This window comes from Desulfofundulus sp. TPOSR (genome assembly GCF_011393055.1).
GTDB lineage: Bacteria > Bacillota > Desulfotomaculia > Desulfotomaculales > Desulfovirgulaceae > Desulfofundulus > Desulfofundulus kuznetsovii.
Window position 1 is genome coordinate 1,061,347 of record NZ_JAAOEF010000001.1, and the last position, 24,778, is coordinate 1,086,124.

25 protein-coding genes and 1 pseudogene are annotated in these 24,778 nt (G+C 57.6%); 1 reads left to right on the plus strand and 25 read right to left on the minus strand.

Annotated elements, in window-relative coordinates; genetic code table 11:
* Positions 1 to 148 precede the first annotated feature (148 nt).
* From G7K71_RS05305 to G7K71_RS05320, 4 genes are all read right to left on the minus strand, one after another.
* Positions 149 to 2,254: a sigma-54-dependent Fis family transcriptional regulator gene (locus G7K71_RS05305; RefSeq protein WP_166344007.1), complete on the minus strand. Its 2,106-nt coding sequence runs from the start codon at positions 2,252 to 2,254 to the stop codon at positions 149 to 151.
* A gap of 92 nt (positions 2,255 to 2,346) precedes the next feature.
* Entirely contained in the window at positions 2,347 to 3,087 is a 741-nt protein-coding gene (locus G7K71_RS05310; RefSeq protein WP_166344009.1) for an epoxyqueuosine reductase, read from the minus strand.
* A gap of 93 nt (positions 3,088 to 3,180) precedes the next feature.
* Positions 3,181 to 4,002, minus strand: a complete 822-nt coding sequence (locus G7K71_RS05315) for an SWIM zinc finger family protein (protein WP_166344011.1) — start codon at positions 4,000 to 4,002, stop codon at positions 3,181 to 3,183.
* A 21-nt stretch (positions 4,003 to 4,023) separates the two neighbouring features.
* Positions 4,024 to 7,173 (minus strand): DEAD/DEAH box helicase, encoded by a 3,150-nt coding sequence (locus G7K71_RS05320; RefSeq protein WP_207712659.1) that lies wholly within the window; start codon positions 7,171 to 7,173, stop codon positions 4,024 to 4,026.
* Between the two features lie 221 nt (positions 7,174 to 7,394).
* Between G7K71_RS05320 and hcp the strand changes: the two genes are divergently transcribed.
* Positions 7,395 to 8,678 carry a hydroxylamine reductase gene (gene hcp / locus G7K71_RS05325; RefSeq protein WP_166344013.1) on the plus strand — a complete coding sequence of 428 codons (1,284 nt, stop codon included), beginning with the start codon at positions 7,395 to 7,397 and terminating at the stop codon, positions 8,676 to 8,678.
* A gap of 159 nt (positions 8,679 to 8,837) precedes the next feature.
* On the opposite strand, the gene G7K71_RS05330 is transcribed toward hcp, so the two are convergent.
* The 21 genes and pseudogenes from G7K71_RS05330 to bzaB all read right to left on the minus strand — a co-directional run bounded on the left by G7K71_RS05330 (position 8,838) and on the right by bzaB (position 24,775).
* Positions 8,838 to 9,227, minus strand: a complete 390-nt coding sequence (locus G7K71_RS05330) for a helix-turn-helix transcriptional regulator (RefSeq protein ID WP_166344015.1) — start codon at positions 9,225 to 9,227, stop codon at positions 8,838 to 8,840.
* Positions 9,228 to 9,539: 312 nt separating this feature from the next.
* Positions 9,540 to 10,079 (minus strand): permease, encoded by a 540-nt coding sequence (locus G7K71_RS05335; protein ID WP_166344017.1) that lies wholly within the window; start codon positions 10,077 to 10,079, stop codon positions 9,540 to 9,542.
* Complete coding sequence (locus G7K71_RS05340) at positions 10,076 to 10,555, minus strand: permease (protein ID WP_121452149.1); 480 nt, start codon at positions 10,553 to 10,555, stop codon at positions 10,076 to 10,078. The genes G7K71_RS05335 and G7K71_RS05340 overlap by 4 nt, the downstream gene beginning before the upstream one ends.
* Before the next feature lie 107 nt (positions 10,556 to 10,662).
* The gene (locus G7K71_RS05345) at positions 10,663 to 10,881 is read right to left on the minus strand and encodes a DUF5320 family protein (protein WP_166344018.1); all 219 of its coding nucleotides are present in this window, start codon (positions 10,879 to 10,881) and stop codon (positions 10,663 to 10,665) included.
* A 201-nt stretch (positions 10,882 to 11,082) separates the two neighbouring features.
* Positions 11,083 to 11,298 (minus strand): sulfurtransferase TusA family protein, encoded by a 216-nt coding sequence (locus G7K71_RS05350; protein WP_166344020.1) that lies wholly within the window; start codon positions 11,296 to 11,298, stop codon positions 11,083 to 11,085.
* The gene (yedE, locus tag G7K71_RS05355) at positions 11,282 to 12,364 is read right to left on the minus strand and encodes a YedE family putative selenium transporter (protein ID WP_166344022.1); all 1,083 of its coding nucleotides are present in this window, start codon (positions 12,362 to 12,364) and stop codon (positions 11,282 to 11,284) included. The genes G7K71_RS05350 and yedE overlap by 17 nt, the downstream gene beginning before the upstream one ends.
* A 113-nt stretch (positions 12,365 to 12,477) precedes the next feature.
* The gene (locus G7K71_RS05360; RefSeq protein WP_207712661.1) at positions 12,478 to 12,723 is read right to left on the minus strand and encodes a hypothetical protein; all 246 of its coding nucleotides are present in this window, start codon (positions 12,721 to 12,723) and stop codon (positions 12,478 to 12,480) included.
* 80 nt (positions 12,724 to 12,803) lie between these two features.
* Complete coding sequence (locus tag G7K71_RS05365; protein ID WP_166344024.1) at positions 12,804 to 13,976, minus strand: permease; 1,173 nt, start codon at positions 13,974 to 13,976, stop codon at positions 12,804 to 12,806.
* A gap of 364 nt (positions 13,977 to 14,340) precedes the next feature.
* A complete protein-coding gene (locus tag G7K71_RS05370; RefSeq protein WP_166344026.1) occupies positions 14,341 to 14,583 on the minus strand; it encodes a thioredoxin family protein in 243 nt (80 codons plus the stop codon).
* Positions 14,584 to 14,698: 115 nt separating this feature from the next.
* Positions 14,699 to 15,049, minus strand: a pseudogene (locus tag G7K71_RS05375) (arsenic resistance protein); the annotation flags it as partial.
* A gap of 150 nt (positions 15,050 to 15,199) precedes the next feature.
* Complete coding sequence (locus tag G7K71_RS05380) at positions 15,200 to 15,481, minus strand: hypothetical protein (protein WP_166344028.1); 282 nt, start codon at positions 15,479 to 15,481, stop codon at positions 15,200 to 15,202.
* A 132-nt stretch (positions 15,482 to 15,613) separates the two neighbouring features.
* Complete coding sequence (locus tag G7K71_RS05385; protein ID WP_313884891.1) at positions 15,614 to 15,850, minus strand: DUF2703 domain-containing protein; 237 nt, start codon at positions 15,848 to 15,850, stop codon at positions 15,614 to 15,616.
* A 22-nt stretch (positions 15,851 to 15,872) separates the two neighbouring features.
* Complete coding sequence (locus G7K71_RS05390) at positions 15,873 to 16,100, minus strand: heavy-metal-associated domain-containing protein (RefSeq protein WP_166344030.1); 228 nt, start codon at positions 16,098 to 16,100, stop codon at positions 15,873 to 15,875.
* A gap of 117 nt (positions 16,101 to 16,217) precedes the next feature.
* Positions 16,218 to 17,186 carry a sulfite exporter TauE/SafE family protein gene (locus tag G7K71_RS05395; RefSeq protein WP_166344032.1) on the minus strand — a complete coding sequence of 323 codons (969 nt, stop codon included), beginning with the start codon at positions 17,184 to 17,186 and terminating at the stop codon, positions 16,218 to 16,220.
* Between the two features lie 103 nt (positions 17,187 to 17,289).
* Positions 17,290 to 18,102, minus strand: coding sequence for an extracellular solute-binding protein (locus tag G7K71_RS05400; RefSeq protein WP_166344034.1), 813 nt, complete (start codon positions 18,100 to 18,102; stop codon positions 17,290 to 17,292).
* Between the two features lie 54 nt (positions 18,103 to 18,156).
* The gene (locus G7K71_RS05405) at positions 18,157 to 18,555 is read right to left on the minus strand and encodes a PadR family transcriptional regulator (protein ID WP_166344036.1); all 399 of its coding nucleotides are present in this window, start codon (positions 18,553 to 18,555) and stop codon (positions 18,157 to 18,159) included.
* A gap of 109 nt (positions 18,556 to 18,664) precedes the next feature.
* On the minus strand, positions 18,665 to 19,804 hold the full coding sequence (locus G7K71_RS05410; RefSeq protein WP_166344038.1) for an MFS transporter: 1,140 nt from the start codon (positions 19,802 to 19,804) through the stop codon (positions 18,665 to 18,667).
* 153 nt (positions 19,805 to 19,957) lie between these two features.
* Positions 19,958 to 21,577 (minus strand): radical SAM protein, encoded by a 1,620-nt coding sequence (locus tag G7K71_RS05415; protein ID WP_166344040.1) that lies wholly within the window; start codon positions 21,575 to 21,577, stop codon positions 19,958 to 19,960.
* 123 nt (positions 21,578 to 21,700) lie between these two features.
* Positions 21,701 to 22,267 carry a DUF2284 domain-containing protein gene (locus G7K71_RS05420; RefSeq protein WP_166344042.1) on the minus strand — a complete coding sequence of 189 codons (567 nt, stop codon included), beginning with the start codon at positions 22,265 to 22,267 and terminating at the stop codon, positions 21,701 to 21,703.
* A gap of 16 nt (positions 22,268 to 22,283) precedes the next feature.
* On the minus strand, positions 22,284 to 23,363 hold the full coding sequence (locus tag G7K71_RS05425; protein WP_166344044.1) for a methyltransferase: 1,080 nt from the start codon (positions 23,361 to 23,363) through the stop codon (positions 22,284 to 22,286).
* A gap of 137 nt (positions 23,364 to 23,500) precedes the next feature.
* The gene (bzaB, locus tag G7K71_RS05430) at positions 23,501 to 24,775 is read right to left on the minus strand and encodes a B12 lower ligand biosynthesis ThiC-like protein BzaB (protein ID WP_166344046.1); all 1,275 of its coding nucleotides are present in this window, start codon (positions 24,773 to 24,775) and stop codon (positions 23,501 to 23,503) included.
* Between the last annotated feature and the right edge of the window lie 3 nt (positions 24,776 to 24,778).

Sequence of the window (24,778 nt, forward strand, 5' to 3'; positions counted from 1 at the left end):
CCTTAAAGTTTTAAAAGCCCCTTTCCCTCAGATCCCCTTTTGAATGTGCCGCCCGCCTGATGCACTAACTGAAAAGCATCGGGACTGCATCAAAACAAAAACCGCCCCCGGCGTTTTAACAGAGGCGGCCCTTAACTAGAGGCGGCCTTTAACTATCATGCAGCAATGCTCGCCCCGGTTGAGAACGGGTGGCGGAAAGATTGTATCCGTATTTCTTCAACCACCTCACTACAGTGGATTGGTTTACACCCAAAGCTGCAGCCACTTTCCTTGTGCTCCCCAGCTGCTGGTACAGGTTTAAAAGCATCGCCGGTTCCGGGTTCCCCTTTTTCACCAGTGCAGAAGCGGCCATTTTCCTGATTTGTTCCGGCAAAGACCCCGGCTTGATCACCTCTTCCACGGAAATGACCACCAGCCGCTCCATGACGTTTTCCAGTTCCCGGACATTACCGGGCCAGGGGTAGTTTTGCAACCACTCCATAGTTTCAGGGGCTATCTGCCTGAAAACATTGAACTTTTTGTTAAAACGATGCAGGAAGTGATGCACCAGTGGGGCAATATCCTCGGGTCGCTCCCGCAGGGGAGGGATGCGAATAGGGATCACATTTATCCTGTAGTAAAGATCCCTGCGAAAAGCCCCCTTCTCCACCATTTGCTCCAGATTCCTGTTGGTGGCCGCAATCAAGCGGAAGTTTACAGGGCACGGTTTTATTCCCCCCAAACGACGCACCTGTTTTTCCTGAATAACCGTTAAAAGTTTTGCTTGGAGGCCCGGGGGAAGTTCTCCAATTTCATTTAAAAACAGCGTGCCTCCGTCCGCCATTTCGATCAGCCCCGGTTTCCCCTGGCGGTCGGCACCGGTAAAAGCACCCGCCGTATATCCAAACAGTTCAGACTCCAAAAGATTTTCCGGTATGGCCGCACAGTCAACGGAAATAAACGGCCCCGTCGCCCTGGCAGACCGGTGGTGGATGAAGCGGGCCAGGAGATCTTTACCGGTTCCCGATTCACCGAGAATGAGAATATTGCTGTCATAGGGCGCCACCCTTTGGGCCACGGCCAGCACGTCCCTCATGGATGAGCTTTTGGCCACCATCCTGTCCGATTCCCGGGCTTCCCAGCGCAGGCTTTCCAGTTCGGCATGGTAGCGCGCCCTCTCTTCTTCCAGCTGGCGGCGCAATTCGGCCAGCTCGGTCAGGTCCCGGCAGTTTACCACAATCCGGCGAATGCCCCGGCTATGCTCGTCCACTATGGGAGTGGCGGTGGTCAGCACCTCCCGCCCCGTCCGCAGGCGCTCGATGACACAGGCGGAACCCCCCTTTTCCAGCGCCGCCAGTACGGCCAGGAAGGACAGGTAACCCTTTTGGACGAGGTCCTTCGCCCTTAACCCCCGGATCTTTTCCCCACAAACCCCTTCCACCTGCTCGTAGGTGCGGTTAAGCTTAATCAATCTTCCCTCCTGATCGACCAGGGCAATTCCCTCACTGGATGCATTAATAATGGTATCCAGTTCCTGAGCCATTCTTTTTACCGTTTCCAGCTGCTGGGAAAGTGCTTCCACCTCGGAAACATCATGAAAAAGACTCACCGCACCGATGATCTTGTTGCCATAAATTACAGGTGCCTGGTTGGCAATGACGGTGGTCTGGTGCAGGACAATCTTCTGGCCGTAACTGGCCTTACCCGTCTGCAGCACTTTCAGCAAACCCGATTGCGGGATGACCTCTTCAATATGACGGCCCACCACCTGGTCAACCGACAGCCCGGTAATTTGTGCGGCGGACTGGTTGAAAATAACCACCGTTCCTTTTTCGTTGACGGCACAAATGCCGCTCAGGGCACAGTTCAGAACTGCATTCAAAAAACTGATAATATTTTTATATTTTTGCTCAAAAGCCTGCACCAAACGGGTCCGGGTCATCATGCCGACCAGCCGGTTCTGCCGGTCCACTACCGGCACACGCCCAATTCCGTACTTCAGGGCCATCTCCCATGCACTCTCAGGTACGTCATCTTCAAATATGGTGTACACCTGACGGCGCATCAGGTGCCGTACAGGAGTGTCCACGGGCATGCCTCCGGCAATGGCCCGCATGACATGAGTTTTGGTAAAAATCCCGGCCAGCTTCCCGGTTTCGTCAACCACCGGTGCCCCGTCAATTTCATATTTACTAAAAATCTTTGCCGCGTGTTGAACGTTATCATCAGGTCGCAGACATACGGGCTCCCTGGCCATGAAGTCCCGGATTAACATGGTCGCACGCCCACCTCCAGAGATCTGTTGCCAAATCCTGCCGCGCCTTTTCGCAGCACTCTTCTCTCGCTGCAAACGAACCACCGCCCATGTCACGGCACCCCCAGGGCGCAGGGGCCGGTGGCGCATTTGCCGCAAACGTCGCAAAGGCCGAGGTCGGTGTAGTAAGCGTCCACCTCCAGAAGGCGCCGGTAACATTTCTCTTTGTCCAGTCCCTCCACACTCAACGCCCCGGTGGGGCAGAGTTTTACACAGGCCGTGCAGGATCCCTCCCGCCGGTACAGGCAGTTCTCCCCGGCAGCCGGCGGGTTCGGGGAGAGGTCCACGTCCACCACCAGGCTCCCCAGGCGGCCGGCACACCCGGACGGGGTGATGAGCATGTGGTGCAGCCCGAAGGTACCCAGCCCGCAAAGGCAGGCTACATGTTTGTGGGACCAGAAAGACACCAGGGCCACCGGGTCAAAATTATGGGTGGGCTCACACCAGGCAGCCTTTACCCCGCGGTCTTCCAGTTCCCGGGCCAGCACACGGCATGTTTTGCCGATCAACTGGTTTGTTTCAATGTAGGCCTCCGCCCACCGGCGGCTCACGTAAGGATCCCGGCGGTGGATATTCACCAGTTCCGGAGTAAAGGGAAGGAAAAAGGCCACCACGGAGCGGGCACCCGGCAGCAAGTCCTGCGGCAGCAAATGGCCGGAACCGACCACTTCCTTTAATTTAGCAAATCCGGGATCACCGGCCCGGGCAAAACCCACCAGGGGAGTGCGGTAGCCAGTTTTGCCCCGGTGGTTTTTTACCACCCGGGCAATAATTTCTTCAATCAGTTTTTCCATACTTATCCTCCCCAGCTTTATCACCAGCTTTTTTTAACTCTTTGCCACCGGCTTCCTTCCGGAATCAAGAGCAGATTTTCCCGCCGGAGGGGATCAACCGGTACCCCGGTCACTATCGCCGGGCCATTCTTCCTGCGCCCGGCGGCTTATGAGCCGGTAGATGCCGGCCAGGACCACCTCCGGCGGCTCCTTCCCCTTCCAGAATGGAGGCGGTCCAAGGGTTTTCAACAGCCCGGCCTCCACTTCCGGCGGCACCGGCCAAAAGCGCAGGCCGGCCAGCTCTTCACCCTCATCCCAGAAGCGGTCCAGTTGCCCTTCCAGGGGCGGGCCGGCTGGTTCCGGGAAAGCCTGAGCAATCTCCTCCCCCTGCTCCTGTTCTGCCCGGGCCGCCCTTTTTTCCCTCAGGGCGGAAATCAACTGCTCCCGGGTGCGCCCCCGGAGCAGGAAAAGGAAAAAGGGGTCTTCATCAAATTTCTCCCCCAGCAGGTAATAGACGGCGGCAATATGCTTGCAGGGATTGGCCCAGTCGGGACACGAGCAGTCGGTCCTGATATCCCCTGCCGAGCGGGGGAACAGGGACAGGCCCGCCTGGCGGAAGGCCTCTTCAATGTCCCGGGGCATTTCCCCCGCCAGCAGCAGGGCGGCAAAAACGGCCCGGCCGGCCATTATACCTGTTACCCTTTCCCATTCCCGGTCCGAAAGGGTCTTAACCTCTATGCTTACCCGGTAGGGACGCGGGCGGCTGCCCTGCACCCGGGCCGAAACCACCCCGGGTTTTATGTCGATTTCCAGAACATTGCCTGCCCGGGCGTAAGCCCGTCCCCGCCGCAGTCGCGTATCCCAGCCGAAGGATTCCAGTACCTCGAGCCAGCGCCTGCCCCACCAGGTGGCACCAAAACCTCTTTTGGGAGCCAAAAGCCTTCACCATCCCCCTTGCTATTCTTCACCCAGGGCCTGGGCGCGCAGGGCCAACAACTCCCGCAATTCTGCAGTGGTCATTTCCGTCAGCCACTCCTCGGCGCCGGTCACAATACTGGCGGCCAGGGTCTTTTTTTCCTCAATCAGCTGGTCTATGCGCTCTTCCAGGGTGCCACTGGTAACAAACTTGTAGACGAAAACATTGAGCTTCTGTCCTATGCGGAAGGCCCGGTCGGTGGCCTGGTCTTCCACTGCCGGGTTCCACCAGCGGTCGAAGTGGAAAACGTGGTTGGCCCGCGTCAGGTTCAGGCCCACCCCGCCGGCCTTCAGGGAAATCACGAAAAACGGCGGCCCGGACTGCTGCTGGAAGCGCTCCACCATGCGGTCCCGCTGGCGCTGGCCCACACCACCGTGCAGGAAAAGTGCCTCCCGGCCAAAATGGGCCTGCAGGTGGTTCTTCAATATTTCCCCCATGCGGGCAAACTGGGTAAAGATCAACGCCTTCTCGCCGCCGGCCAGCACTTCTTCCAGCATTTCCAGAAGACGCTTCATTTTACCGGACCGCCGGGCCGCCAGTATGCCGTCGCCAAGAAACTGCGCCGGGTGGTTGCAGATCTGTTTTAACCTGGTGAGAGCGGACAGAATCAGGCCCCGGCGCTCCATGCCTTCCGCCTCTTCTATGCGTTCCATCATCTCCTGGACCACCGCTTCATACAGGGTGGCCTGCTCCCTGGTGAGGTTACAGTAGACCCGGCTTTCCTGTTTTTCCGGCAGGTCCTGGATAATGCGGGGGTCGGTTTTCACCCGGCGCAGGATGAATGGCTTCACCAGCTGCTGCAGCCGCCGGGTCTTTTCCTGGTTCCCGTACCGCTCTATGGGCAGGGCAAAACGGCGGTTGAAATCGGCCGCCGGGCCTAAAAAACCGGGGTTTAAAAAGTCCACGATGGACCATAATTCCGAAAGGCGGTTTTCCACCGGTGTGCCGGTAAGGGCAAAACGGTAGCCGGCCTTCAATTTCTTCACGCTGCGGGTCTGCTTGGCAGCCGGGTTTTTGATGTTCTGGGCCTCGTCCAGCACCACCCCGTCCCATTCCACTTCCGCCAGCAGGCGTTCATCCCGCTGGGCCAGGGAATAGGTGGTCAGAACCAGGTGGCAGGCCCCGGCCTCCCGAACAAACTTCTTTCCCCGCAACCGCTGCGGCCCGTGATGAACCAGAACCTTCAAGCCCGGGGCGAAACGGGCCACTTCCCGCTGCCAGTTGCCCACCACTGAAGTGGGGCAGACCAGCAGCGCCGGCCCCCGGGGTTGCCCCTCTTCCAGGCGGTGCAGCAAAAAAGCAATAAACTGCACGGTCTTGCCCAGTCCCATATCGTCGGCCAGGCAGCCGCCCATACCCATGCGGGCTAAAAAGGCCAGCCAGGAAAAACCCCTTTCCTGGTACGGGCGCAGCTGCCCCCGGAATCCCGCCGGCACCGGCTGCGGGTCCAGTTTATCCTCATTCTTCAATTTCTCCAGCAGCGGGGAAAGTTCTCCCTCTCCCGTCACGTCCAGCACCGGCAGGTCATCCAGCTCCAGGCCGGCCCGGGCCGGCATCCCCGCCGCCAGGCGCATGGCTTCTCCCAGGGTCATGACGTTATTTTTCCTGTTGCCGGCCAGCAATTCCAGAATCTTCTCCACCTGCCGGGGCTCCAGTTCCACCCACTGTCCCCTCACCTTCACCAGGGGAAGCTTCATGGCCACCAGCTTTTCAAATTCTTCCCTGCTGATGGTTTCCCCGCCCAGGGCCAGCTCCCAGTGGAACTCCACCAGGGTATCCAGTCCGAGGAGTCCCCGGCCCACCCCTTCGCTCTGCCCCTCCTTGTACCTTCTCAACCTCAAACGCACACCCGGGACGGGGCCGGCAGCTCCCTCACCCCACCAGGAAGGTACCAGCACGCCCAAACCCCTTTCCTGAAACAACGGCACGGCCTGCTTCAGGAAAGTATACGCCTCGGCGGTGCTGAGTTCACAACGGGTGGGGCAGGGGTCCTGCAGGGACCTTTCCAGCGGCGGAAACAGCCGGCAGGCCTGCCCCAGGTCGGCCAGGAGGCGCTCCTGGGGGTTTTCAAAGCGCCGGTGCAGGAAGGTCAGGGCGGCGCCGCTTTCCTTCCACACCATTTCCACCGGCACCAGCAGGCTGGGATCATCCACGGCCTGTAAAAAGAAACTTAATGTCCAGGTTTTTTCGCCATCGGGCGGCGGTTCCAGGCGGAAACAGGTGCGAAAAGGCACCTGCCGGCGCCGGGACAGGGGCAAGCGCCAGGCTATTAATTGCCCGGTCATTTCCTTGAGCATGTCCTCCGGCAGTTCCACCGGCCCTCCCCCACGGCCCAGCGCCTGCACCCAGCGAGCAGCCGGATCGTTTTGACGGTCTTTGATACGTGCTCCGGGCGATGGAGCCAGCCATCCGGATATTTTTTCCTGCACCACCCGGCGGACAAAATCCATCACCAGAACATCGGGTGCCGGCAGGATGGTTGCGGTCCCTTCCGGCAGGCCGGGGCCATTTTTCAAAGCGGCCACGGCACGGCATACCGGGGGCATGGACCGGGCCAGCAACTCCAGCCGGGAGAGGTCTTCCCGGGCGTTGAACACGGGTCTCCAGACAGCCTGATAGCTTTTTTCATCCAGCAGGGGGATAAACCGCTGCCTGACCATCAGCTCCATGGCCCAGAGCGTTACCCGGCGCCAGTAGTGCCAGCCGGCAGACGGCATGACCACCTCCTGGGAAAAGCGGCCCCTTAAAAGCATCTCTGCGGCCTGCCCGGCAGGAAACAAAAACCCCTCCACCAGCCAGGGCCTTAAGACGACCTCTTCATCCGGAAAAACAGGTTCATCGGCAGCACCGGCCACCGGTAAAAGGGGTGAAGGCAGCGGCCGCCCCCCGGAGGAGGGCAATAGGACCCAGAGCTCTACGGTATCCGGCACCCGCTTTAAATCCATCCCGTGGTATAAATCGGCCACTTCAGCCTGTCCGGGGTGCCATCCCCGGGGCCGGCGTCCCCGCCGGCGGGGCAGCACCTTATCACCGAACTCTGTCCCGGGAGCCAGTTCTCCCCACACAAAAAAATAGCCGCTGTCCTTACCCACCACACCGGCGGGAAGCCAGGTTCCGTGCAAAACCAGCATCAATATTCACCCTAAAGGAATGTTTCGACATTTATTAGCCGTTCCCTGCCCGGGTATGAAACAGGCAGCCGCTCAATGAAAGGCCGGATCATCAACGGACCGGTGAGGATTACTAAAAGCACATCTTTTCTGTGAGCCAAATCACTGCCCCTCTTCCTTGCCAGGCCTATAATGTAAGCTAATGGTTAAACAAAAAAATTCTCAAGGAGGGTGAAAAGCACATGTTTTGTTACCAGTGTGAACAGACGGCCAACGGCACCGGTTGTACTAAAGCAGGTGTATGCGGCAAAAACGAGGACATCGCCAGTTTGCAGGATACCATAATCATCGCTTTGAAAGGGATTGCCGCTTACGCTTACCACGCCCGGGAACTGGGTGCCAGGGATGAACAGGTGGACGCCTTCATGCATGAAGCGCTGTTTACCACCCTGACCAACGTGGACTTCGATTTAAACCGGCACATTGAACTGGTACTCAAGTGCGGCGAAATGAACCTGCGGGTCATGGAGCTTTTGGATAAGGCCCACGTGGAACGCTTCGGTTCCCCTGAGCCAACCAGAGTCTCCACGGGCACCAAGGCCGGCCCGGCCATCCTGATCACCGGACACGACCTTTTAGACCTGTACGAATTGCTGAAACAAACAGAAGGCACCGGAATCAACGTGTACACCCACGGGGAAATGCTCCCGGCCCATGCTTACCCGGAGCTGAAAAAATTCCCCCACCTGGCCGGTCACTACGGCAGTGCCTGGCAGAACCAGAAAACTGAATTCGACCAGTTTCCCGGCGCCATTCTGGGCACCACCAACTGCGTGCTCATTCCCAAGGAATCCTACAAGGACCGCATGTTTACCTGCGGCATAGCCGGGCTGCCGGATGTAACCCATATCAAAAACCGGGACTTCACGCCGGTAATTGAAAAAGCCAAATCGCTGCCACCTCTGCCGGAAAAAGAGGGCGGGACACTGCTGACGGGCTTCCACCACAACGCCGTTTTAGCCCTGGCCGGTAAAATCATCGACGCCGTTAAAGCCGGCAAGATCCGCCACTTCTTCCTGGTGGGCGGCTGCGACGGGGTGAAGAAATCCCGGAACTACTACACCGAATTTGTACAGAAAGTGCCCGGGGACTGCGTGGTGCTGACCCTGGGTTGCGGCAAGTTCAAGTTCAACTACCTGGATCTGGGCGAAATTGAAGGAATCCCGCGGTTGATCGATATGGGCCAGTGCAACAACGCCTACTCGGCCATCCAGGTGGCCGCAGCCCTGGCCAGGGCCTTTAACTGCAGCGTGAACGACCTGCCCCTGAGCCTGGTGCTGTCCTGGTTCGAGCAAAAGGCCGTGGCCATCCTGCTCACCCTGTTCCACCTGGGCATCAAAAACATCCGCATCGGCCCGTCCGCACCGGCATTCATCACACCCAACGTGCTCAAGGTGCTGCAGGACAACTACAACCTGAAGCTGATCACCACTCCCGATCAGGACCTGAAGGAAATCCTGGGTTAATAATCGCATCCGGCTCGTTAAAACGACTTGCTGCTGCAGTAATAAGGCCATGGATAAAGGTCCCGCCGGTTTATGGACACCGGCTGGGGCCTTTATGTTACCAGGACGATCCCGGGACCCATCCTTCACCTGAAGAACCGCATCCCGGCTGCGAACGTGTCATCTTTGCCCAAACTCCTCCCGGTACCTGGCCAGAAAATATTCCAGCCGCCTTTTGTTGTGTGTTATTGCTTCCGCCCAGGCATGGAGCAGTTCCTCCCCTTCCGGAGTTAAACGGTACAGGCGCCTGGCCGGACCGCCACCGCTGGTATCCCACCGGGAAGAAACCAGGCCTTCCTCTTCCAGGCGGCGCAAATTGCGGTAAACCGTACCCGGGTCGGCCTCACTGTCATGGAAGCCAAACTCCCTCAAGCTTTGCATCAGTTCGTAACCGTGGGCCGAACGGCGGTGAAGCAAAAGCAAAAGGCACGGCTGCATAAACCGCTCCATAGGAGCCCCGGCACACCGGCAGTCGCCGTGCCGGTGGCCGGGACCGTGATTTCTGCACATCAGGCATCCCTCGCTTACCGGTTGAAACCTATGTGGGACAACCCCCGCCCCGGGTCCGGGTTGTCCCCACCTTCCAGCTACCCAGTTCTGGCTCTCGCTTGCTCCGGTGACCCAGCACTCACCCAGCACTCACCCAGCACTCACCGGATCCAGGTACCTGCGCAGAGACTAAAGCCGCATATGGTAAGCAGTTACTATAGAGAACCCGGTTGCTGTGAGTGCTGGGTACCTGCGCAGGGACTAAAGCCGCATATGGTTAGCAGTATTACTACCAGAGAACCTGGTTACGGTGAGTGCTGGGCAAACATTTTATTAATAGTTTTTTTCGCCGGCACCCTGCGCAAACCTTCCCGTTTCCCTCACCTTTAATATCATCTCCATGAGATACCCCGTAGCAATTATGGCCGGCAGGGTTAACGCCAGCCTCAAGAGCGCAAAGGGCAGCCCGACAAACTTGACTTCCATCATCAACATGGGAATTTTAATGGTCGCCCAGGTGCCCAGGAAAATTACCGCATTGGCCAGACGACAGCCCTTTCTGAGCAGCGTGCCGGCCACCGGAAAACCGGCATAAAGGGGACCGGCCGCCGCAGTGGCCACCAGAATTGAGATAATCACACCGCGCACACCGGAGTCCGGTCCTACGTTCTTCTCCACAATCTGACGGGGAACCCATACGTCCAGCAGGCCTACCAGGACGAAAATCGGCGGCATGAACAATAGCATTTCCATCAGATAATCCAGGGCACTTTTCACAGCTTCACTACCCCTGGCTGGATATTGCCAGGAAAGAAACAGGTCGGCAACCACCACTAAAGCAAACAGGGCATATCTCCTGAGCTGGGATTTCACTGCAGAACCACTCCCATCACGCCCCCAATCACCAGGGCCAGCACAAACCCGATGGCATTGCGCCAGAAAGTAAATTTTTTACCGAAAAAGTTAACTTCCATGGGGGCCGTGATAATCCCCACCATTAACAGGGTCGTAATAAAACAGGCCACCGCCATCACGCTGGCCCCGGATTGCAAAAGGGAAGCCGCCAGGGGAAAAGCGATAAAGGCGGGCATCAGGGTAACGGCGCCGGCCAGGGAAATGAGGAGAATGCCCGCAGGACTGTTATTTCCAAAGAGCCCCGCAATAACCTCCCGGGGCACCAGCGCCAGCATAAGGCCAATCAGCCCGATGATCCCCAGCATGCTGGGGATCAGGTTGCGAAAGGAGTTCCAGGCAATGGCCAGGGCCTTTTTTGTCTTCTGCCGGTCCCGCCGGAAAGAAATACATAAAGCTGCTGCCGCAAAAACAAAGAGGGTGACGTTGAATAACACAGAACCACTCCTATGCCATCTGGCCTTGATCAAGCGGGCAAAGTGTCCGCGATCATCCGCGATCAATAGTGCTGAAGGGGCACCAGGCCCCTTCTTCAAATAATCTTCTAACCTTTTAGCCCTTTAATCCTTTCCTCGACTGTCTTAATTTCTTCCTGCAGGTCCTTGAGATAGGCCTCCAACTGCGCCAGCTCCTCCTGCCTGGTCAGGACGCGCCGGTGAAAGCCGCTCCCGTGGCAGCAGCAACCCCTGCCGTGGCCGGAACCAGAGCCGTGTTGATGGCCATGAGCATGCATCCTGCCGCCATGACCGGCACCGCAACACATATGAATCACCCCCTTATATGCATAATGCCTCTATAGAAATAATACCACCACCGGTGCGTTTTGTAAACACCTTTTCAAAATTTCCTGGCCTTTACCTTAAAACCAAAGTCTTTTAAGTTTCCACTAACATTAAAAAGCCCCGTTTCCATAAAACAGGAAGCGGAGCTTAAATAATCCTTGAAATTACCACTGAATTACGAATTACCTTTTTGTTAAGACCAGTAAAATATCCTCACCCTGTTCCAGGACCTCAACCTGCCAACCCCTGCTTTCAGCCAGCCGGGACACATTCTCCCTGGCCGCGGCGCTGCTGACCAGCACCTTAACGGTTCCGGCCCCGAGAGTTTCCAGAGCCTGTTTGGTCAGTAAAACCGGCTCGGGACATAACAAACCCCTGGCGTCAACTTCCCTTACCAACGCTCACACCTCGCTTTACTGCCACTGGACGGTTTGCGCAACCTATAATAAACACTGCTATCAACCCAAGAATAACAGCTATCTGGCCGCCTACCGGCACGCCGGTGGGGCTGCCGGCCAGGCCGAAGTTATGCGAAACTGCAGCTCCAAATATAATACCCATTACAGTCAAAGCACTGTCGGTATTTCCTTCGGCGGCGGCAACCAGCTGGCGCAGCGGGCACCCGCCCAGAAGCACTGCCGCCCATCCGGCCAGCGCCATCCCCAGAAAGTTCCAGAGCCCGTCGGTATGAGCCACCGGCTGTCCCGCAAACCCAATCTTGAAGGCCCCCACCGCCAGGTTTACCACCAGGGCGACCACAAATATGGCCACAAAACCGTACAAGAGGTGGGCATCCCGGAACATAATGAAGTCCCTGATTCCGCCGACCATGCACAGCCGGGAACGCTGGGCCAGCACACCAATCACCAGGCCCGCCCCCAGGGCGGCCCATACGGGAGCATGCATGGAACCGGGACCCTTCTCGCTGAAAAATATAAAGGATGGGCGCGCAAGCAAGAGAATGAGCAAAAGGAACATAAATAAAGTAAATATATAGCCGTTACCCTTTTGCTGGGGAACAGCCCGCCCCAGGCTGAAACCGGACTTAAGAAACTGGACCCCGATGGCTACCCCTGCTCCCAGACCCAGCAGCCCTACGCCGGCGTTGAGATCACCGCCGGCCAACCGCAGGACGGCACGTACGGGACAGCCCAGGAAAACCAGCATGCCGATCATGGCCAGAAAACCCAGTACAAAGCGGGTAAAAGAACTGGAACCGCCAATGGGCCGGAACTCCTTTGTTGCCTGGGATGCAAGGAAGGCTCCCAGCACCAGACCAATAATTTCAGGCCTTATGTACTGTACCGGGGCTGCCCGGTGTAAACCCAATCCACCGGTGATATCGCGGAGGAAACAGGCCACACAGTAGCCCATGTTGGCCGGGTTGCCCATGGCTACCAGCACTACCGCCAGTAAACCAAGGGTACCCCCGGCCGCAACAACCAGCACCCTTTTGCTGTTCAAACATTACCACCTCCCGGAAATATTACATTCTTTTATTTTCGATTGTCTCAAAAAATTCCTTTATCACTCGCATTTAATTTTTAAATACATCAATTTTATGTAAAAAAGTTTGCTTATAATTGTGTATTTGCCTGGAGCATCACCACCGTCATGAATCCCACCCGCCTGGCCGCTCCAACCACTTCGCCGATTTTAATTCCCACCATCATGGGATACAGCATAATGAACAGCGCTACCGGGTAGAAAACCTGCAGCCGCTTGCCGGTATCGGGCAGCAGGTAGCCCAGCAGCAGTCCCAGGGCAATTACCGCCATCAAAAGCTGGATCATGTGTTTATTAATGAATTGTGCCACTCGCACGCGATTTCCCTCCAGCTATACCAGAATCTCAAGTTGGATGCTGCACTGTCCGTTTAGGGCCAGCAGCCCCGGCCGGGTTTCTATCCCCAGATGGCTCCGTAAATCATCCCGGCAATGGTGGACATAATCACAACCAGTGAAATATAGACGGCGGCCTTTTTGGTTCCCATTATCTGCCTGATCACAATCATGTTCGGCAGACTTAAGGCCGGCCCGGCCAGAAGCAGTGCCAGTGCCGGGCCCTTGCCCATCCCGCTGCCGAGCAATCCCTGCAGGATGGGAACTTCCGTCAAGGTAGCAAAGTACATCAGGGCCCCGACTATGGAAGCAAGGAAGTTGGCGCCAAGGGAGTTTCCTCCCACCAGTGCCGAAATATATTTGGCCGGGATGATCCCCGTATCGGCCCCGGGCCTGCCCATGAGAAAGCCGGCCACCAGCACGCCGCCCAGCAGGAGCGGGAAGATCTGCCTGGCAAAGCCCCAGGTGGACTCCACCCAACCCACCAGCTCGTCTTTAGTAAACCAGAGCTTCAATATTATAGCCAGCACGACCAGGAAGAAAGCGGTGAGGTACCAGTGCACCTGGTAAACTGCACTGAAGAAGCCTACGGGCTGGGCCGGCTTGCCCCAGGCGGCAAAGATCAGGATCAGTACCAAGGTCAGGAAGTAAACTCCGTACTGCCACAAAGACCTCCTGTCTTCCGGAGGGGGCGGTAAAGTAAGGGCGGCCTCTTCCCTGGCCTTTTCCTCCTTGATAAAGATCAGGTGCATGAGCAGGCCGATGATAATGGAAAAGACAACCGCACCCACCGCCCGGGCCACTCCCAGATCGAAGCCCAGCACACGGGCAGTAAGAATAATGGCCAAAACATTGATGGCCGGGCCGGAATAGAGAAATGCCGTGGCCGGGCCGATACCGGCACCGCGGGTGTAGATCCCCGCAAAAAGCGGCAACACCGTGCAGGAACACACCGCCAGTACGGTACCCGACACCGAGGCAACGCCGTAGGATAAAATTTTATTTGCCCCCGCCCCGAAGTATTTTAAGACCGAAGCCTGGGAAACAAACACCGCAATGGCCCCGGCGATAAAAAAGGCCGGCACCAGGCAGGTCAAAACGTGCTTCTGTGCGTAGTCCTGGAGCATGAAAAATGCTTCCAGGATGGCCGACTGAACCCGCGGGTTGTGCAGCGGGATGAAAAACGCCGCCAGGAAAATAGCAACCATTAAAAGGAATTTGTCGCGTTCTTTCATTGCCGGCACCCCTTTCACCATTTAATTTACACGCTTTTTAAACCCCGGATTTCTCAATGTAATTCCACCTCCCGTAACCATTGCTTAATTCAAGTATATTAGTATATTGTAATATTGACAATGACTTATTGGTATTGGTAAAAATAAAGTTTAAACAGAAAAAGCGGGGAGTGTTTCTCCCGCGCATTTTCGTGCCCGCAGGTATCGGGCAAAGTGAGGAGATTATTGTACAGGCAGCATCTCAGGCTTATCGTGCGCACCACCCTCACCAGTTATTTACAGATTACACTGCAGGCGTCTCTTCACTTCCGCACAAACTTTCTCGATGTCATTTCTTTCGAGGTCGAAATTATGATTCTTTTTGTTATTGTTTCTCCTCCTCGATGTAACGCTTGATGTCTTCTTTTCCGGGCACCCTGCCGAACACCTTGAGCTTGCCGTTAACCATCAGGCCCGGGGTTAGCATGACCCCGGCTTGAACTATCTCCTCTAATTTTTCCACCTTCTTAACATCAGCACTCAAGCCCATCTCGCTGACCACTTCAGTCACCGCCTTATGCAGCGCCTTGCATTTTGGGCAGCCGGGCCCGAAAATCTTGATCTCCATAACAATCTGCACCTCCATGATTTACTGGCATATTACCGGCATTGATTATGCCAGAATAGCTATCCCGTGGAACGGAACCTGCCAAAAGCCGGTCACATTTGAAAAACTGGCTGGCTCAGCGCAATTCATACGCGAAATACTTGCGCCTGAAGGCAAGGGCCACGTTGACCAGGCCGATCAGCACGGGCACCTCCACCAGGGGGCCGATGACGGTGGCGAAGGCCTGGCCGGAGTTGATGCCGAAGACCGCCACGGCCACGGCGATGGCCAGTTCGAAGTCGTTGCTGGCGGCGGTAAAGGCAAGAGTGGTTGTAGTTGCATAATCCGCTCCAATCAATCTCCCCAGGTAAAAGGTGACCAGCCACATGAACACAAAATATAAAGTGAGAGGGATGACCACCCGGATTACATCAACAGGTAATGTAACGATCACTTCACCCTTCAAGGAAAACATCACCAGGATAGTTTGCCCATTGAGCCGTAAAACACCCACCGGGTGCTAATTTAACAATCATTATTATACTATATGCTATTACTCTAATACAATAGGCTGTTGTAAATTGCCATAGTTTTTGCATTTTTGTTCTGAGCAACAACAGCTGGCAACAAACGCCTGTCATAAAAAAGAGTGGCTTTTACGCCACTCTTTTTTATAGAAAAATTGCCTCTGAAAACCTACGGCCTTGTGCCGTAGGATGAAAGAGGCATCGCCCGGTAGGGCGATAAATACTTCACAAACATCTGTTTCCGTGGTATAATATTCCTGTGCTCTTTGACAATCAGTATGGGGTTGCAGCGGGTCAATGGGCCGCTGCGTAAAACTGATTCCCGAAAGAGACTGGTGCTTTGAAGTAAGCACGTATCTACGTAGCCAAATGGCGAAGTAGTAGACGCCCATGGACCGGGCCTTCCCGGCAAATGCCGGGATGTAGCTCACGAGGAAAGCGTAAGACCTGCGCTTTAGCAGGCAGCATTCCGATGACATGAGAAACCTTCGGGACGAAGCCCCCGGGCTTGTCCCGGAGGAGGTTCACGTTTCTTTATTTCGCCGGGCGGCGAAAAACCGCTTCAAATTGTCCGGCAGGGTTTCCATTTTAGAAGGACCATGCACCGCCCCGGCTGGTCCCCCATATACTTCCCGGAGGATGGCATCGATGATCATTCCTTTGGGCGGTGTGGTGTATTCCTTTCCCTGGTAAACCCAAACACGGCAGTTCACATCTTCCCCGCAGAGATCACCGCAGGATTCGCAGAGGCTTTCCTTCACATCCAGCTGGATGTCCCGCCCGTTAACTGTTAAAAAACCGCTTCACCGTGTAGCCCGCTTCCATCACCGCATTAATCAGCTCATCCTGGGGAGTGTGATCGGGATCGAATATAACCACAGCGGTGCCGGCCGTTTCGTCCACGCAAACCCAGCTGACACCGTCTATACTTTCCAGAACCTTTTTTACTTCCAATCTATCATCCTCGGAACGGATACCCTCGATACGCAGGACCAGATTTTCACTGCCCACCACCACTATCCTCCTTATTAGGCCAAGCCGGAGCATATTTGACAAGTGGGTCTATCGAATCTGAGCCCATGTTAACATAACGACTTCCGCTTTTCAATGAATAATAGACGACATTTTTTAAACAAAAAATTGCAGGATGTAACTTACTGCCAGAAAGGTGACCAGGGAACCCAGGATCCCCCGGATCAGCCGGTCGGGCAAATACTTTTGGAGATAGGCTCCAAAATAGGTGCCCAGCAGGCCACCCACGCCAAAAAGCGCTCCAAGCAGCCAGTCGGGAGAGACGCTGGCCTGGGCCCCTACTGTAGTAAGGGACAGGAGGTGGTAGACGATAACCCCGGCAATGGAGGTGAGAAAAGTGCCGGCCAGTGCGGCCCCTGCAACGGTATATACGGGCAGACCCAGAACAGAGACCACAAAGGGGGCAATGATGGCTCCCCCGCCGATGCCGTAAATACCGCCGATCAAACCAACCACCAGGGCCAGGGTAAAAACTACCATGGTGCTGAAGGAAAAGGTTTCCCCCCAGAAATCATATTCGATTTTGCGCAGGGATACCGAGCGGGTTTTGACCACCGCCTCCGGGGGCAGGCCCGCAGCAATGCGGCCTGCCGATTCGCTTTTGATCTGCTGCACCCGCTCGCGGAACTTCTTTTCCAGGTTTTTGGTCTGCTCTTTGCTCTTCAGGTAACGCCCGGTGGTTTCATACAACAACCGGACACCCAGGTAGAGCAGAACCAGGCCCACAAAAAACTTAAAGGCTTTCGGGTCGGGCAGGTACCGGATGCGGATCCAGGCACCCAGTAAAACGCCCGGTAAGGTGGCAATTACCACCACCCAGGTGAGGGGCCAGGCCATGCGCCCCTCCCTTATGTAACGGGCCAGCCCCCCGGGGATGGCCACAATATTGTAGATCAGGTTGGTGGGACTGACGGCAGGAGTGGTAAACCCGAGGACGCTGACCATAAAAGGCAGGAGCAGAAAGGCTCCGGACACCCCGGCCGAGGCCGTAACTGAAGAAACCAGGAAAGCTACCAGGGGGGGTATAAGGGGGAAAACATCAACTCCGGACACGGGGAAATGCATAAGAAGACCTCCTTTGTCATGATTTTACGCAATAGCTAATATCGGCCCGGCGGTAGAACAAAGTCAATTAACTGAATACCTTGATTAATCCAAGCCTCCCCAACTAACAGGGAATAAGCCCGCAGCCCTCCAGGATCTGCTGGCCCTCCACCCCGGTAATGAACTCTACAAACCATTGAGCCTCCACGGGATAGCGGGCATTGCGGGGCACTGCCACGGCAAACTCGATGGGCGCACCGGTAAGCAGAACCTTTTCCCCCGGCTTCCTGCCTTCCAGAGTGACGCTGGCCGCGGCATAGTAATCGGCCAGGGCGGGGTTGGAAAGATTGATCCGGGAGGGCAGGTTGACCTGGCACAAGCCCAGCTGGCGGACTACCGAGGAGTACAAAAATGCGTAGTCCACCCTTCCTTCCACCAGCGCCCCGGCCAAATCGATGGATTTGGGATATATCCGGGAACAACCGTCCTGCAGGGCTTCGTAAAGCCCCGGCCGGCCGTAAAACTTTTCCGCCAGCTGCCAGACCATCAGCGTCCGGTAGCCGCAGGGATCCAGGTTATGGTTCGAACGGCCGTAGATCACCCCCGGAGAAAGGAGCACATCTATCCAGTTGTCCCGGGTGATTTCCTCACTGCCCCGGGAAAAGCGATCAAAGGCCACCACAATCTGGTCGGTGGCAAAGACAAAATAGCAGTCCACATAATCGGGTGCCAGCCAGCGGGCAAATACAGCTGTATCGGCCAGGGCCACCACATCATATATGCCGCCGTCGCAAATGCGAGCGGCACATTCCCGGGATCCCGCCGACTCCAGCTCCACGGGAAGGTCCGGGTAGCATTCCTTGAAAACCTGCGCGCACTCCCCCATGGGCCTCCGCAAGGCCCCGGCATGGAGGATGCGAAAGGGAGCTCGTGACATTGTTCACACACACCTCCACAGCAACGGGCAGACACAAAACTCCAGGGCGGACAATCATCCCTCCGGTAATAGGTTTTCACCTCCCCGTGCCTTTTCCGAGTTCAGGTGATTTTCATAAAGCTGGATAAACTTCTCCAGCTTCTCCTTCTGCCTGCGTACGGCCACCATCCAGGCATCCAGCAACTCGTCCCCTTTAGGCGTGACCGCGTACCTGCGGCGGGCCGGTCCGGTTCCCGTAGCCTCCCAGCTGGAGATGACCAGCTCTTCCTGCTCCATGCGGCGCAAATTGCGGTACACCGTGGCCGGATCCGCTTCCCCCTCCAGCAAATCGAGCTGCGCCAGCCTCTGGATGAGTTCGTAACCATGGGAAGGCTTTAAACGCAGCAGAAACAGCAGTACCGGCTGCAATAACCGGTCCGCCGTTAAGTTCCAGGAACAATCGTTCTTGCACATAATAGCGCACCTCAGCTATTAGCACGCTGCACTTATTCTTAAAAATATAATAGCATAACCGGTTCCTGCCGGCAAGAACCAGTTATGCTCTGGCAGCAATGCTATTTTTTCATCGAGCTGAATGCCCGGGCGCCTCCCGGGCTGCCGGTACGGCCACCAGCAGGCCGGCCACCCCCAGCCCGGCTGCGAAAAGCATCACTCCATGGTACCCCCAAATCTCGGCGATCAACCCGCCCAGGAAGGGACCCACAGCACCACAGAGGTTTAAGGTGGACTGGAAGATACCGCTGGCGGTACCCCTTTCTTCCCCGCTCCGCAGGACAATAATCAGGGCGCCTACATAAAGACAGGACCACGCTACCCCCAGGAGGGCCTGCACCGCAAACAAGGCCGGCCGTGCGGTGATAAAGGCATAGGCGGTAAATACCCCGATGGAGAGCAGTTGACCAAAGGCAAAGACTTTATTTTCGTCAAACCTTTCCAAAAAGCGCATAACCACAAACTGCACGGCAAAATTAGTTCCCCAGAGCAAACCGATCCAGAACCGGTCTATGCCCAGCAACGAAAAGTACAGGGGCAGGATAATCCAGACGGCCGTGGCCCCCAGGTGGCGCAGGAATACAGCCAGGTAGAGCCGGAAATTGCGCCTGACCACCAGCCTTATCTTCGGGTTAATTTTGCTCTTTTTAACGGCACTTTCCTTGAAAGCCAGGGAAAGGACCAGGGCCACCAGGCAGCAGATGGAGCTGGTGATAAAGAGCAGGTGGAATTCCTTCAACAGCGCCGCCCCCAGAGCGCCGAAGATCCAGCCCAGGGAGCCGTAAGAGCTATATTTGCCCATATCGGCGCCGGACTCAAAGGCGTAAGCAATCAAGGCCGCGGTGGCAATTCCCAGGGACAGGCCCACGGCTGAACGCACCACGATCAGAACGAAAAGATTTTGAACCAACAACTGGGCGGCAAAGGCCATACCGCTGGCGGCTAACCCCAGGCGCACAAATAAAAGCCTTCCCAAAGAGTCGGACTTCCAGCCGCAAAAAAGGGAAGAAAAGAGAAAGGCCGCCCCGTAAGATGCCCCCACCAGACCGATTTGCCAGTCCCTCGCCCCCAGCTGGGCTCCCAGCAGGGGGATGAAGATAAGGGAGCCCTGCACGGCAAAGTTGAGCAAAAAATTGACCAGGCTGATGAACAGGATATGGGGCGTCCTTTGAATGGCTATATTTGTTTCAGGTTCCGGGTATGTACCCAAAAAGCATGCCTTCTTTCCGAGATGAAAAACCTTCCCGTAAATTATTATATAATTAATTTAACTCTCTTCCGTCAATTAGTCCATAGAACATATGACCCTGCCGGTGCCGCCACCGGCGGCAACCGGAGAAAAAGCTGCCTTCCGGCAGCTCTGCTAAGAGTTCCTCACGATCTCCTCTATTTCCGTATGTCCCGCCGCGACAAAGCCGGCCACCGTGCCCAGGTTCAGTTCCCCCCTGCCGGCGGCATCCAGGAGCCGGGAAAGGAAGTCCTGCAGGAAAAGATTTAACCGCCGGAAAATTTCCTGCCGCTGGACATGGGCCGGGATGGAACGGTTGCCGCCACCGGCAGTAAGACCTTCACCCAAACCGCTGCGGCCCTCATCGCCCACTCTCCCGCAGCAGCTCACCTTCGGCCCCCTGGCAGTGTACAGGTCCTCGCCTCCGGTTATCTCCAGCACCAGCCGGCACACCCGGCCCATCACCCGGGCCACCGCCTCCGCCCGGGGGTCTACGATGGTGTACTCCCCCTCGTGGGCGGTGAAACCAACCGGCCTTAACTGCCCCCGGGCCAGCAGCTGGTTGTAGGCCGGGGTTCCCCGCAGGACGACCTGGCGGTGAAAAAACAGGTGGGCGGTGGTGGAGGGGCAGTCCAGCAGCTCCATGCGCTGCAGAAAGTCCAGGTTCTCCCGGATTTCTTCCAGCGTGGTACCGGGATCGAAATTAATGAAACCCAGGGAGATGTTCAGGCCCAGCCGGCGCAGGATAGTAATGGCCCTTTCATTCTGGGCCACGGTGGTGCCCTTTTGAAAACGGTCCAGGGCGCTCTGGGCGCCGCTTTCCACCCCCAGGAACACATCCCGCAACCCGGCCTCCACCAGTCCGGCAAACACCTCCTCATCCACATCGGAGGACCGGCATTCCAGGCCAAAGACCAGGGGGAAGTCCCGCTGCTTCAAAAGCCGGGCCAGTTCCAGGGCGCGCTGCCGCCCCCTTTCCCCGGGGCCGAAAAAGTTGGCGTCGGCAAAGTAAAAGGAAGGGTTGCCGGTGGCCTTGTATACCTCATCAATTTCAACCACGATATTTTCCGGGCTGCGCCCCCGCCAGACCGTTCCGGGTCCGTAAAAGGAATTGAGGTAGCAGAAAGTGCAGCGGCCAAAACAGCCGCGGCTGCCCAGGATGTAGTTGTGCATGCTGCGCCGGGCGGCCAGCTCCGGAGAAGGCCGCAGGGGGAAAGGCAGGGCATCCAGGTCGGCGATGGCACAGCGCGGGGAGTTTTGCACCGGGCCCCCTTCGCCATTCAGGGCCAGCCCTGCAGTGCCTTGCCAGAACCCTTTGTCCAGGCCTGCCAGGCGGCGGGCCAGATCCGTGAGGGTGAGCTCCGGTTCGCCCAGAACCACCGAATCCACAAAGGGAAACTGCCGCAACAGCGGTTCCCAGGCAAAGGTGGGGTAGTGGCCGTAGAGATTGAGGTGGATGTGGGGTTTCTCCCGCTTGATCTCCTGCAGCATGGTCATTATTTCCGCCGTCCGTCCCCACAGGAATTTTAAGTGCACACCCAGCAAATCAAAGTCTTCGGCCAGCAGCTGCTCCCTGGTTGCCTCCACGTCCAGCCCGGCCAGGTCCGCATCCATAACGGCTACGTCCAATCCGGCCTGCTTTAAACAGGCCCCGGCGTAACCGGTGAGCAGGCAGGCCGACAGGGGGGCGTTGACCACCAGGTCATCGGTATAGGGATCGGTCAGCAGGGGTGGGTTGAGGAGCAAAACCCGCATGGCAGCTCACCTCACCGAGAAGTAATGTTAAGGGTAATGTTCAGCAGCCATTTTCACTCACAGTTTTTTCGTACGGGTAACGGCTGTGCCTCGTCGCTGTCTTTGCAGTTAACAGGGCGGTTTTTACTCCAGCAGCACGAGGCCCACCCGGGGGCAGGGTTCTCCCGGTTCCCGGGCCGGGGTTAGATTCAGGCCGTTGTTGCGTGCCGTCTGGAACACATCTATACCGCAGGCCTCCAGGGAAGGGCGGGCCTCCCCGGGACGGCGGCACGCCCCCCCGGTATTGCATTCCTCACACAGGCCGCACGGCCCCGCCCCCAGCCCGAAGGCCCTGTAATAACCGGCCCGGAAGGCAAGGTGCTCCAGGTGGGCTGCCAGGTAGCGCACCAGCCAGGATGTCGGGGCCAGAAAGAGAATGCCCGTACGGTAACAGTCCAGCACTTTTTCCGTCTCCTCGGGCCGGGGGCTGAAGGGAGGGCAGGTAAGGCTCCTGCCGTAGCCGGGGCAGCCGTACTGGCATTTCCAGCGCACCCAGGGGGCCACGGCCACCGTTTTGACATCTATTACCCTGGTTTCCGTTGTTCCGGCTTCCCGGGCCACCCGGCAGAGATGCTCCACCAGGTCATCCAGGGCCACGGCTTCAGCCGGCCCGGCAACGGGCCCGCCCCTGTTGTTAAAAGTTCCTGTCACGGGCTCCTCCTCCCTTCTATTTGTCATTCCATTTTCTCCCTTTTAACAGCCCGCTGCCCGGGGTCAGGGGGTGGTAAGTCACATCCACAAAACCGGCGTCCTCCAGCCAGCTGCCCATTTCCTGAACGCTATACACCCGGCCGGTAAGGGTGCCCACCAGCATGTTCAGGTCAAAGAGGGCGGCTTCCAGGGAGGGCTCTTCAGCCAGGACGTAATCGTGGATCACCACCTGCCCGCCCGGGCGCAGGGCCCGGAAGACCCGGTCCATGATTTGTCGGTTGGTGGCAGCGTCATAAATGTGCACCACATTGGAGGCCAGCACCAGGTCGTAAACCCCTTCACCCAGTTCGTCCCTGGTGAAATCCCCGGCACATAGCTCCACCCGCTCCATCATCCCCGCCGCTTCTATCAATTCCCGGGTGATCTTCAGGGTGGGGGCCAGGTCCAGGATGGTGGCCCGTGCCCGGGGCTCTTTCTTCAACAGGGCAACGGTATACACCCCGGGCCCGCCGCCCAAATCCAGTATGCGTTCACAACCGCTTAAATCCAGGGCGGCAGCCAGCTGCTCCGCCTTGAGCCGGGCCTGGTCCCGCATGGCCAGGATGTAGTCCCGCAGGCGCTCTTCATAGTTCGCCCGTTCCACGGCCTCAAAACCCACCGGGCGGCCGGTGCGCACGGCCTCGCCCAGCCGGGACCAACCCTCGGCCAGGTTGGCAAAGTGGTGCACCGCATGGCCCAGGTAGGCGTCCCTTCCCCGCACCAGGTGGCGGCCGGCCAGGGGAGCGTTGCGGTAAAACTCGCCCTCCCTTTCCACCAGCCCCAGGCCCTCCAGGGCAACCAGCAGGCGGGCGGTGGCTTCCGGGTGGGTGCCCAGGGCCGCGGCCACCCGGGCGGGAGTTTGGGCGCCCCGGGCCAGGATGTCGAAAAGGCCCAGGTCCACGGCCGTAAAAAGCACCTGAGCCGCCCAGTGGCCGCGGCAGATGTCCATTATATACCAGCCACTGGGGGAAAAACGCGTTTCACCGGTATACATCCGCCTGGCACCTCCGGTAGAACCGGCAGCAGCCGCAGCAGCCAGCAGGGTTCTTAACTTCACCGGTATACAAGTACCTGTCACCTCAAAGATGCCATGTTATAACCGCCGGAACCTGCGGTCGTCCCCCGCCGCCCCCGTTGAGGACCGCTGCCCGTACCTCTTTGGTTCTGCAACGGTTTTTTGAATAACCGGGCGGGTCACTGCTGAAAATACTCCGAGACCAACCGCAGGGCGCATTCATCCCCGCAGGCGCTGCAAGGTTCCCCTTTTTCTTTCTCAAGGTAACAGCGCACCAGGGCCGGGTCGATAGCCAGGCCGGCCACGGCCTCCCGGTCCAGGGAAGCCCGGGCCCGGGCCATTTTTAAATCCCACTCCCAGGCGCCTTTTACACCTTTGGCAATGTCGGCAGCGTGGGCGGCAATGCGGGCGGCCATCACCCCCACGCGCACGTCCTCTTCCGTGGGCAGGCCCAGGTGCTCCGCCGGCGTGACGTAGCAGATGAAGTCCGCCCCGGAAGCCCCGGCCAGGGCGCCGCCGATGGCCGCGGTGATGTGGTCGTACCCCGGAGCCACATCAATGGCCAGGGTGCCCAGAACAAAATAGGGAGCCTGGTGGCAGAGCTGCTTTTGCAAAAGCATGGTGGTTTCCACGTGATGGATGGGCACGTGCCCCGGCCCTTCCACCATCACCTGCACCCCCTTTTCCCTGGCCCGGGCCACCAGCTCCCCGGCCACCAGCAGGCCCTGGATCTGGGCGCCGTCCAGGGAATCGGCAATGCACCCGGGGCGGATGGCATCGCCCAGGCTCAAGGTTACGTCGTACTCCCGCAGGATGTCCAGCACCCGGTCGAACTCCTCATAAAGGGGATTTTCCTTCCTGTTGTGCAGCATCCAGCCGGTGAGGAAGGCACCGCCCCGGCTGACAATATCCGTCACCCGGCCGGTTTTCTGGAGGCGCTCGACCACTTCAAAATTCAGGGCGCAGTGAATGGCCATGAAATCAATGCCCGCGGCCGCCTGCTTTTCTATGGCTTCAAACATCTCCTCCGGGGTCATGGCCACAATGCCGCCCCTCTTCTCGATGGCCTCAATGCCCGCCTGGTAGATGGGCACGCTTCCCACGGGAACCGTGGCCCTTTCCAGGCTAACGCGGCGCATGCCGTCGATGTCCCCCCCGGTGGAGAGATCCATAATGGCATCAGCCCCGGCGGAAATGGCCACTTCGATCTTGCGGGCCTCCATTTCCGGGTCGTCCCGGTCGCTGGAGGTGCCAATGAGGGCATTTACCTTGGTCCGCAGGCCCCGCCCGATGGCGCAGGGCCGGATTCCTTTCCGCAACCTGTTTTTCGGGATGACGATGGTACCGGCGGCCACCCCGGCCCGGATAAATTCCGGGTCCACTCCCTCCTGCCGGGCCACCTCCTCCATCTCCGGCGTAATAAAGCCCTTCCTGGCTGCCAGTAACTGGGTCATAAC

Bases quoted from the DNA above. Each gene is read 5' to 3' on its own strand.
- G7K71_RS05305 (WP_166344007.1), bottom strand. From the start codon at position 2,254: ATGTTAATCCGGGACTTCATGGCCAGGGAGCCCGTATGTCTGCGACCT.
- G7K71_RS05310 (WP_166344009.1), bottom strand. From the start codon at position 3,087: ATGGAAAAACTGATTGAAGAAATTATTGCCCGGGTGGTAAAAAACCAC.
- G7K71_RS05320 (WP_207712659.1), bottom strand. From the start codon at position 7,173: ATGCTGGTTTTGCACGGAACCTGGCTTCCCGCCGGTGTGGTGGGTAAG.
- hcp (WP_166344013.1), top strand. From the start codon at position 7,395: ATGTTTTGTTACCAGTGTGAACAGACGGCCAACGGCACCGGTTGTACT.
- G7K71_RS05330 (WP_166344015.1), bottom strand. From the start codon at position 9,227: ATGTGCAGAAATCACGGTCCCGGCCACCGGCACGGCGACTGCCGGTGT.
- G7K71_RS05345 (WP_166344018.1), bottom strand. From the start codon at position 10,881: ATGTGTTGCGGTGCCGGTCATGGCGGCAGGATGCATGCTCATGGCCAT.
- G7K71_RS05365 (WP_166344024.1), bottom strand. From the start codon at position 13,976: ATGAAAGAACGCGACAAATTCCTTTTAATGGTTGCTATTTTCCTGGCG.
- G7K71_RS05370 (WP_166344026.1), bottom strand. From the start codon at position 14,583: ATGGAGATCAAGATTTTCGGGCCCGGCTGCCCAAAATGCAAGGCGCTG.
- G7K71_RS05380 (WP_166344028.1), bottom strand. From the start codon at position 15,481: ATGGGCGTCTACTACTTCGCCATTTGGCTACGTAGATACGTGCTTACT.
- G7K71_RS05395 (WP_166344032.1), bottom strand. From the start codon at position 17,186: ATGCATTTCCCCGTGTCCGGAGTTGATGTTTTCCCCCTTATACCCCCC.
- G7K71_RS05400 (WP_166344034.1), bottom strand. From the start codon at position 18,102: ATGTCACGAGCTCCCTTTCGCATCCTCCATGCCGGGGCCTTGCGGAGG.
- G7K71_RS05405 (WP_166344036.1), bottom strand. From the start codon at position 18,555: ATGTGCAAGAACGATTGTTCCTGGAACTTAACGGCGGACCGGTTATTG.
- G7K71_RS05415 (WP_166344040.1), bottom strand. From the start codon at position 21,577: ATGCGGGTTTTGCTCCTCAACCCACCCCTGCTGACCGATCCCTATACC.
- bzaB (WP_166344046.1), bottom strand. From the start codon at position 24,775: ATGACCCAGTTACTGGCAGCCAGGAAGGGCTTTATTACGCCGGAGATG.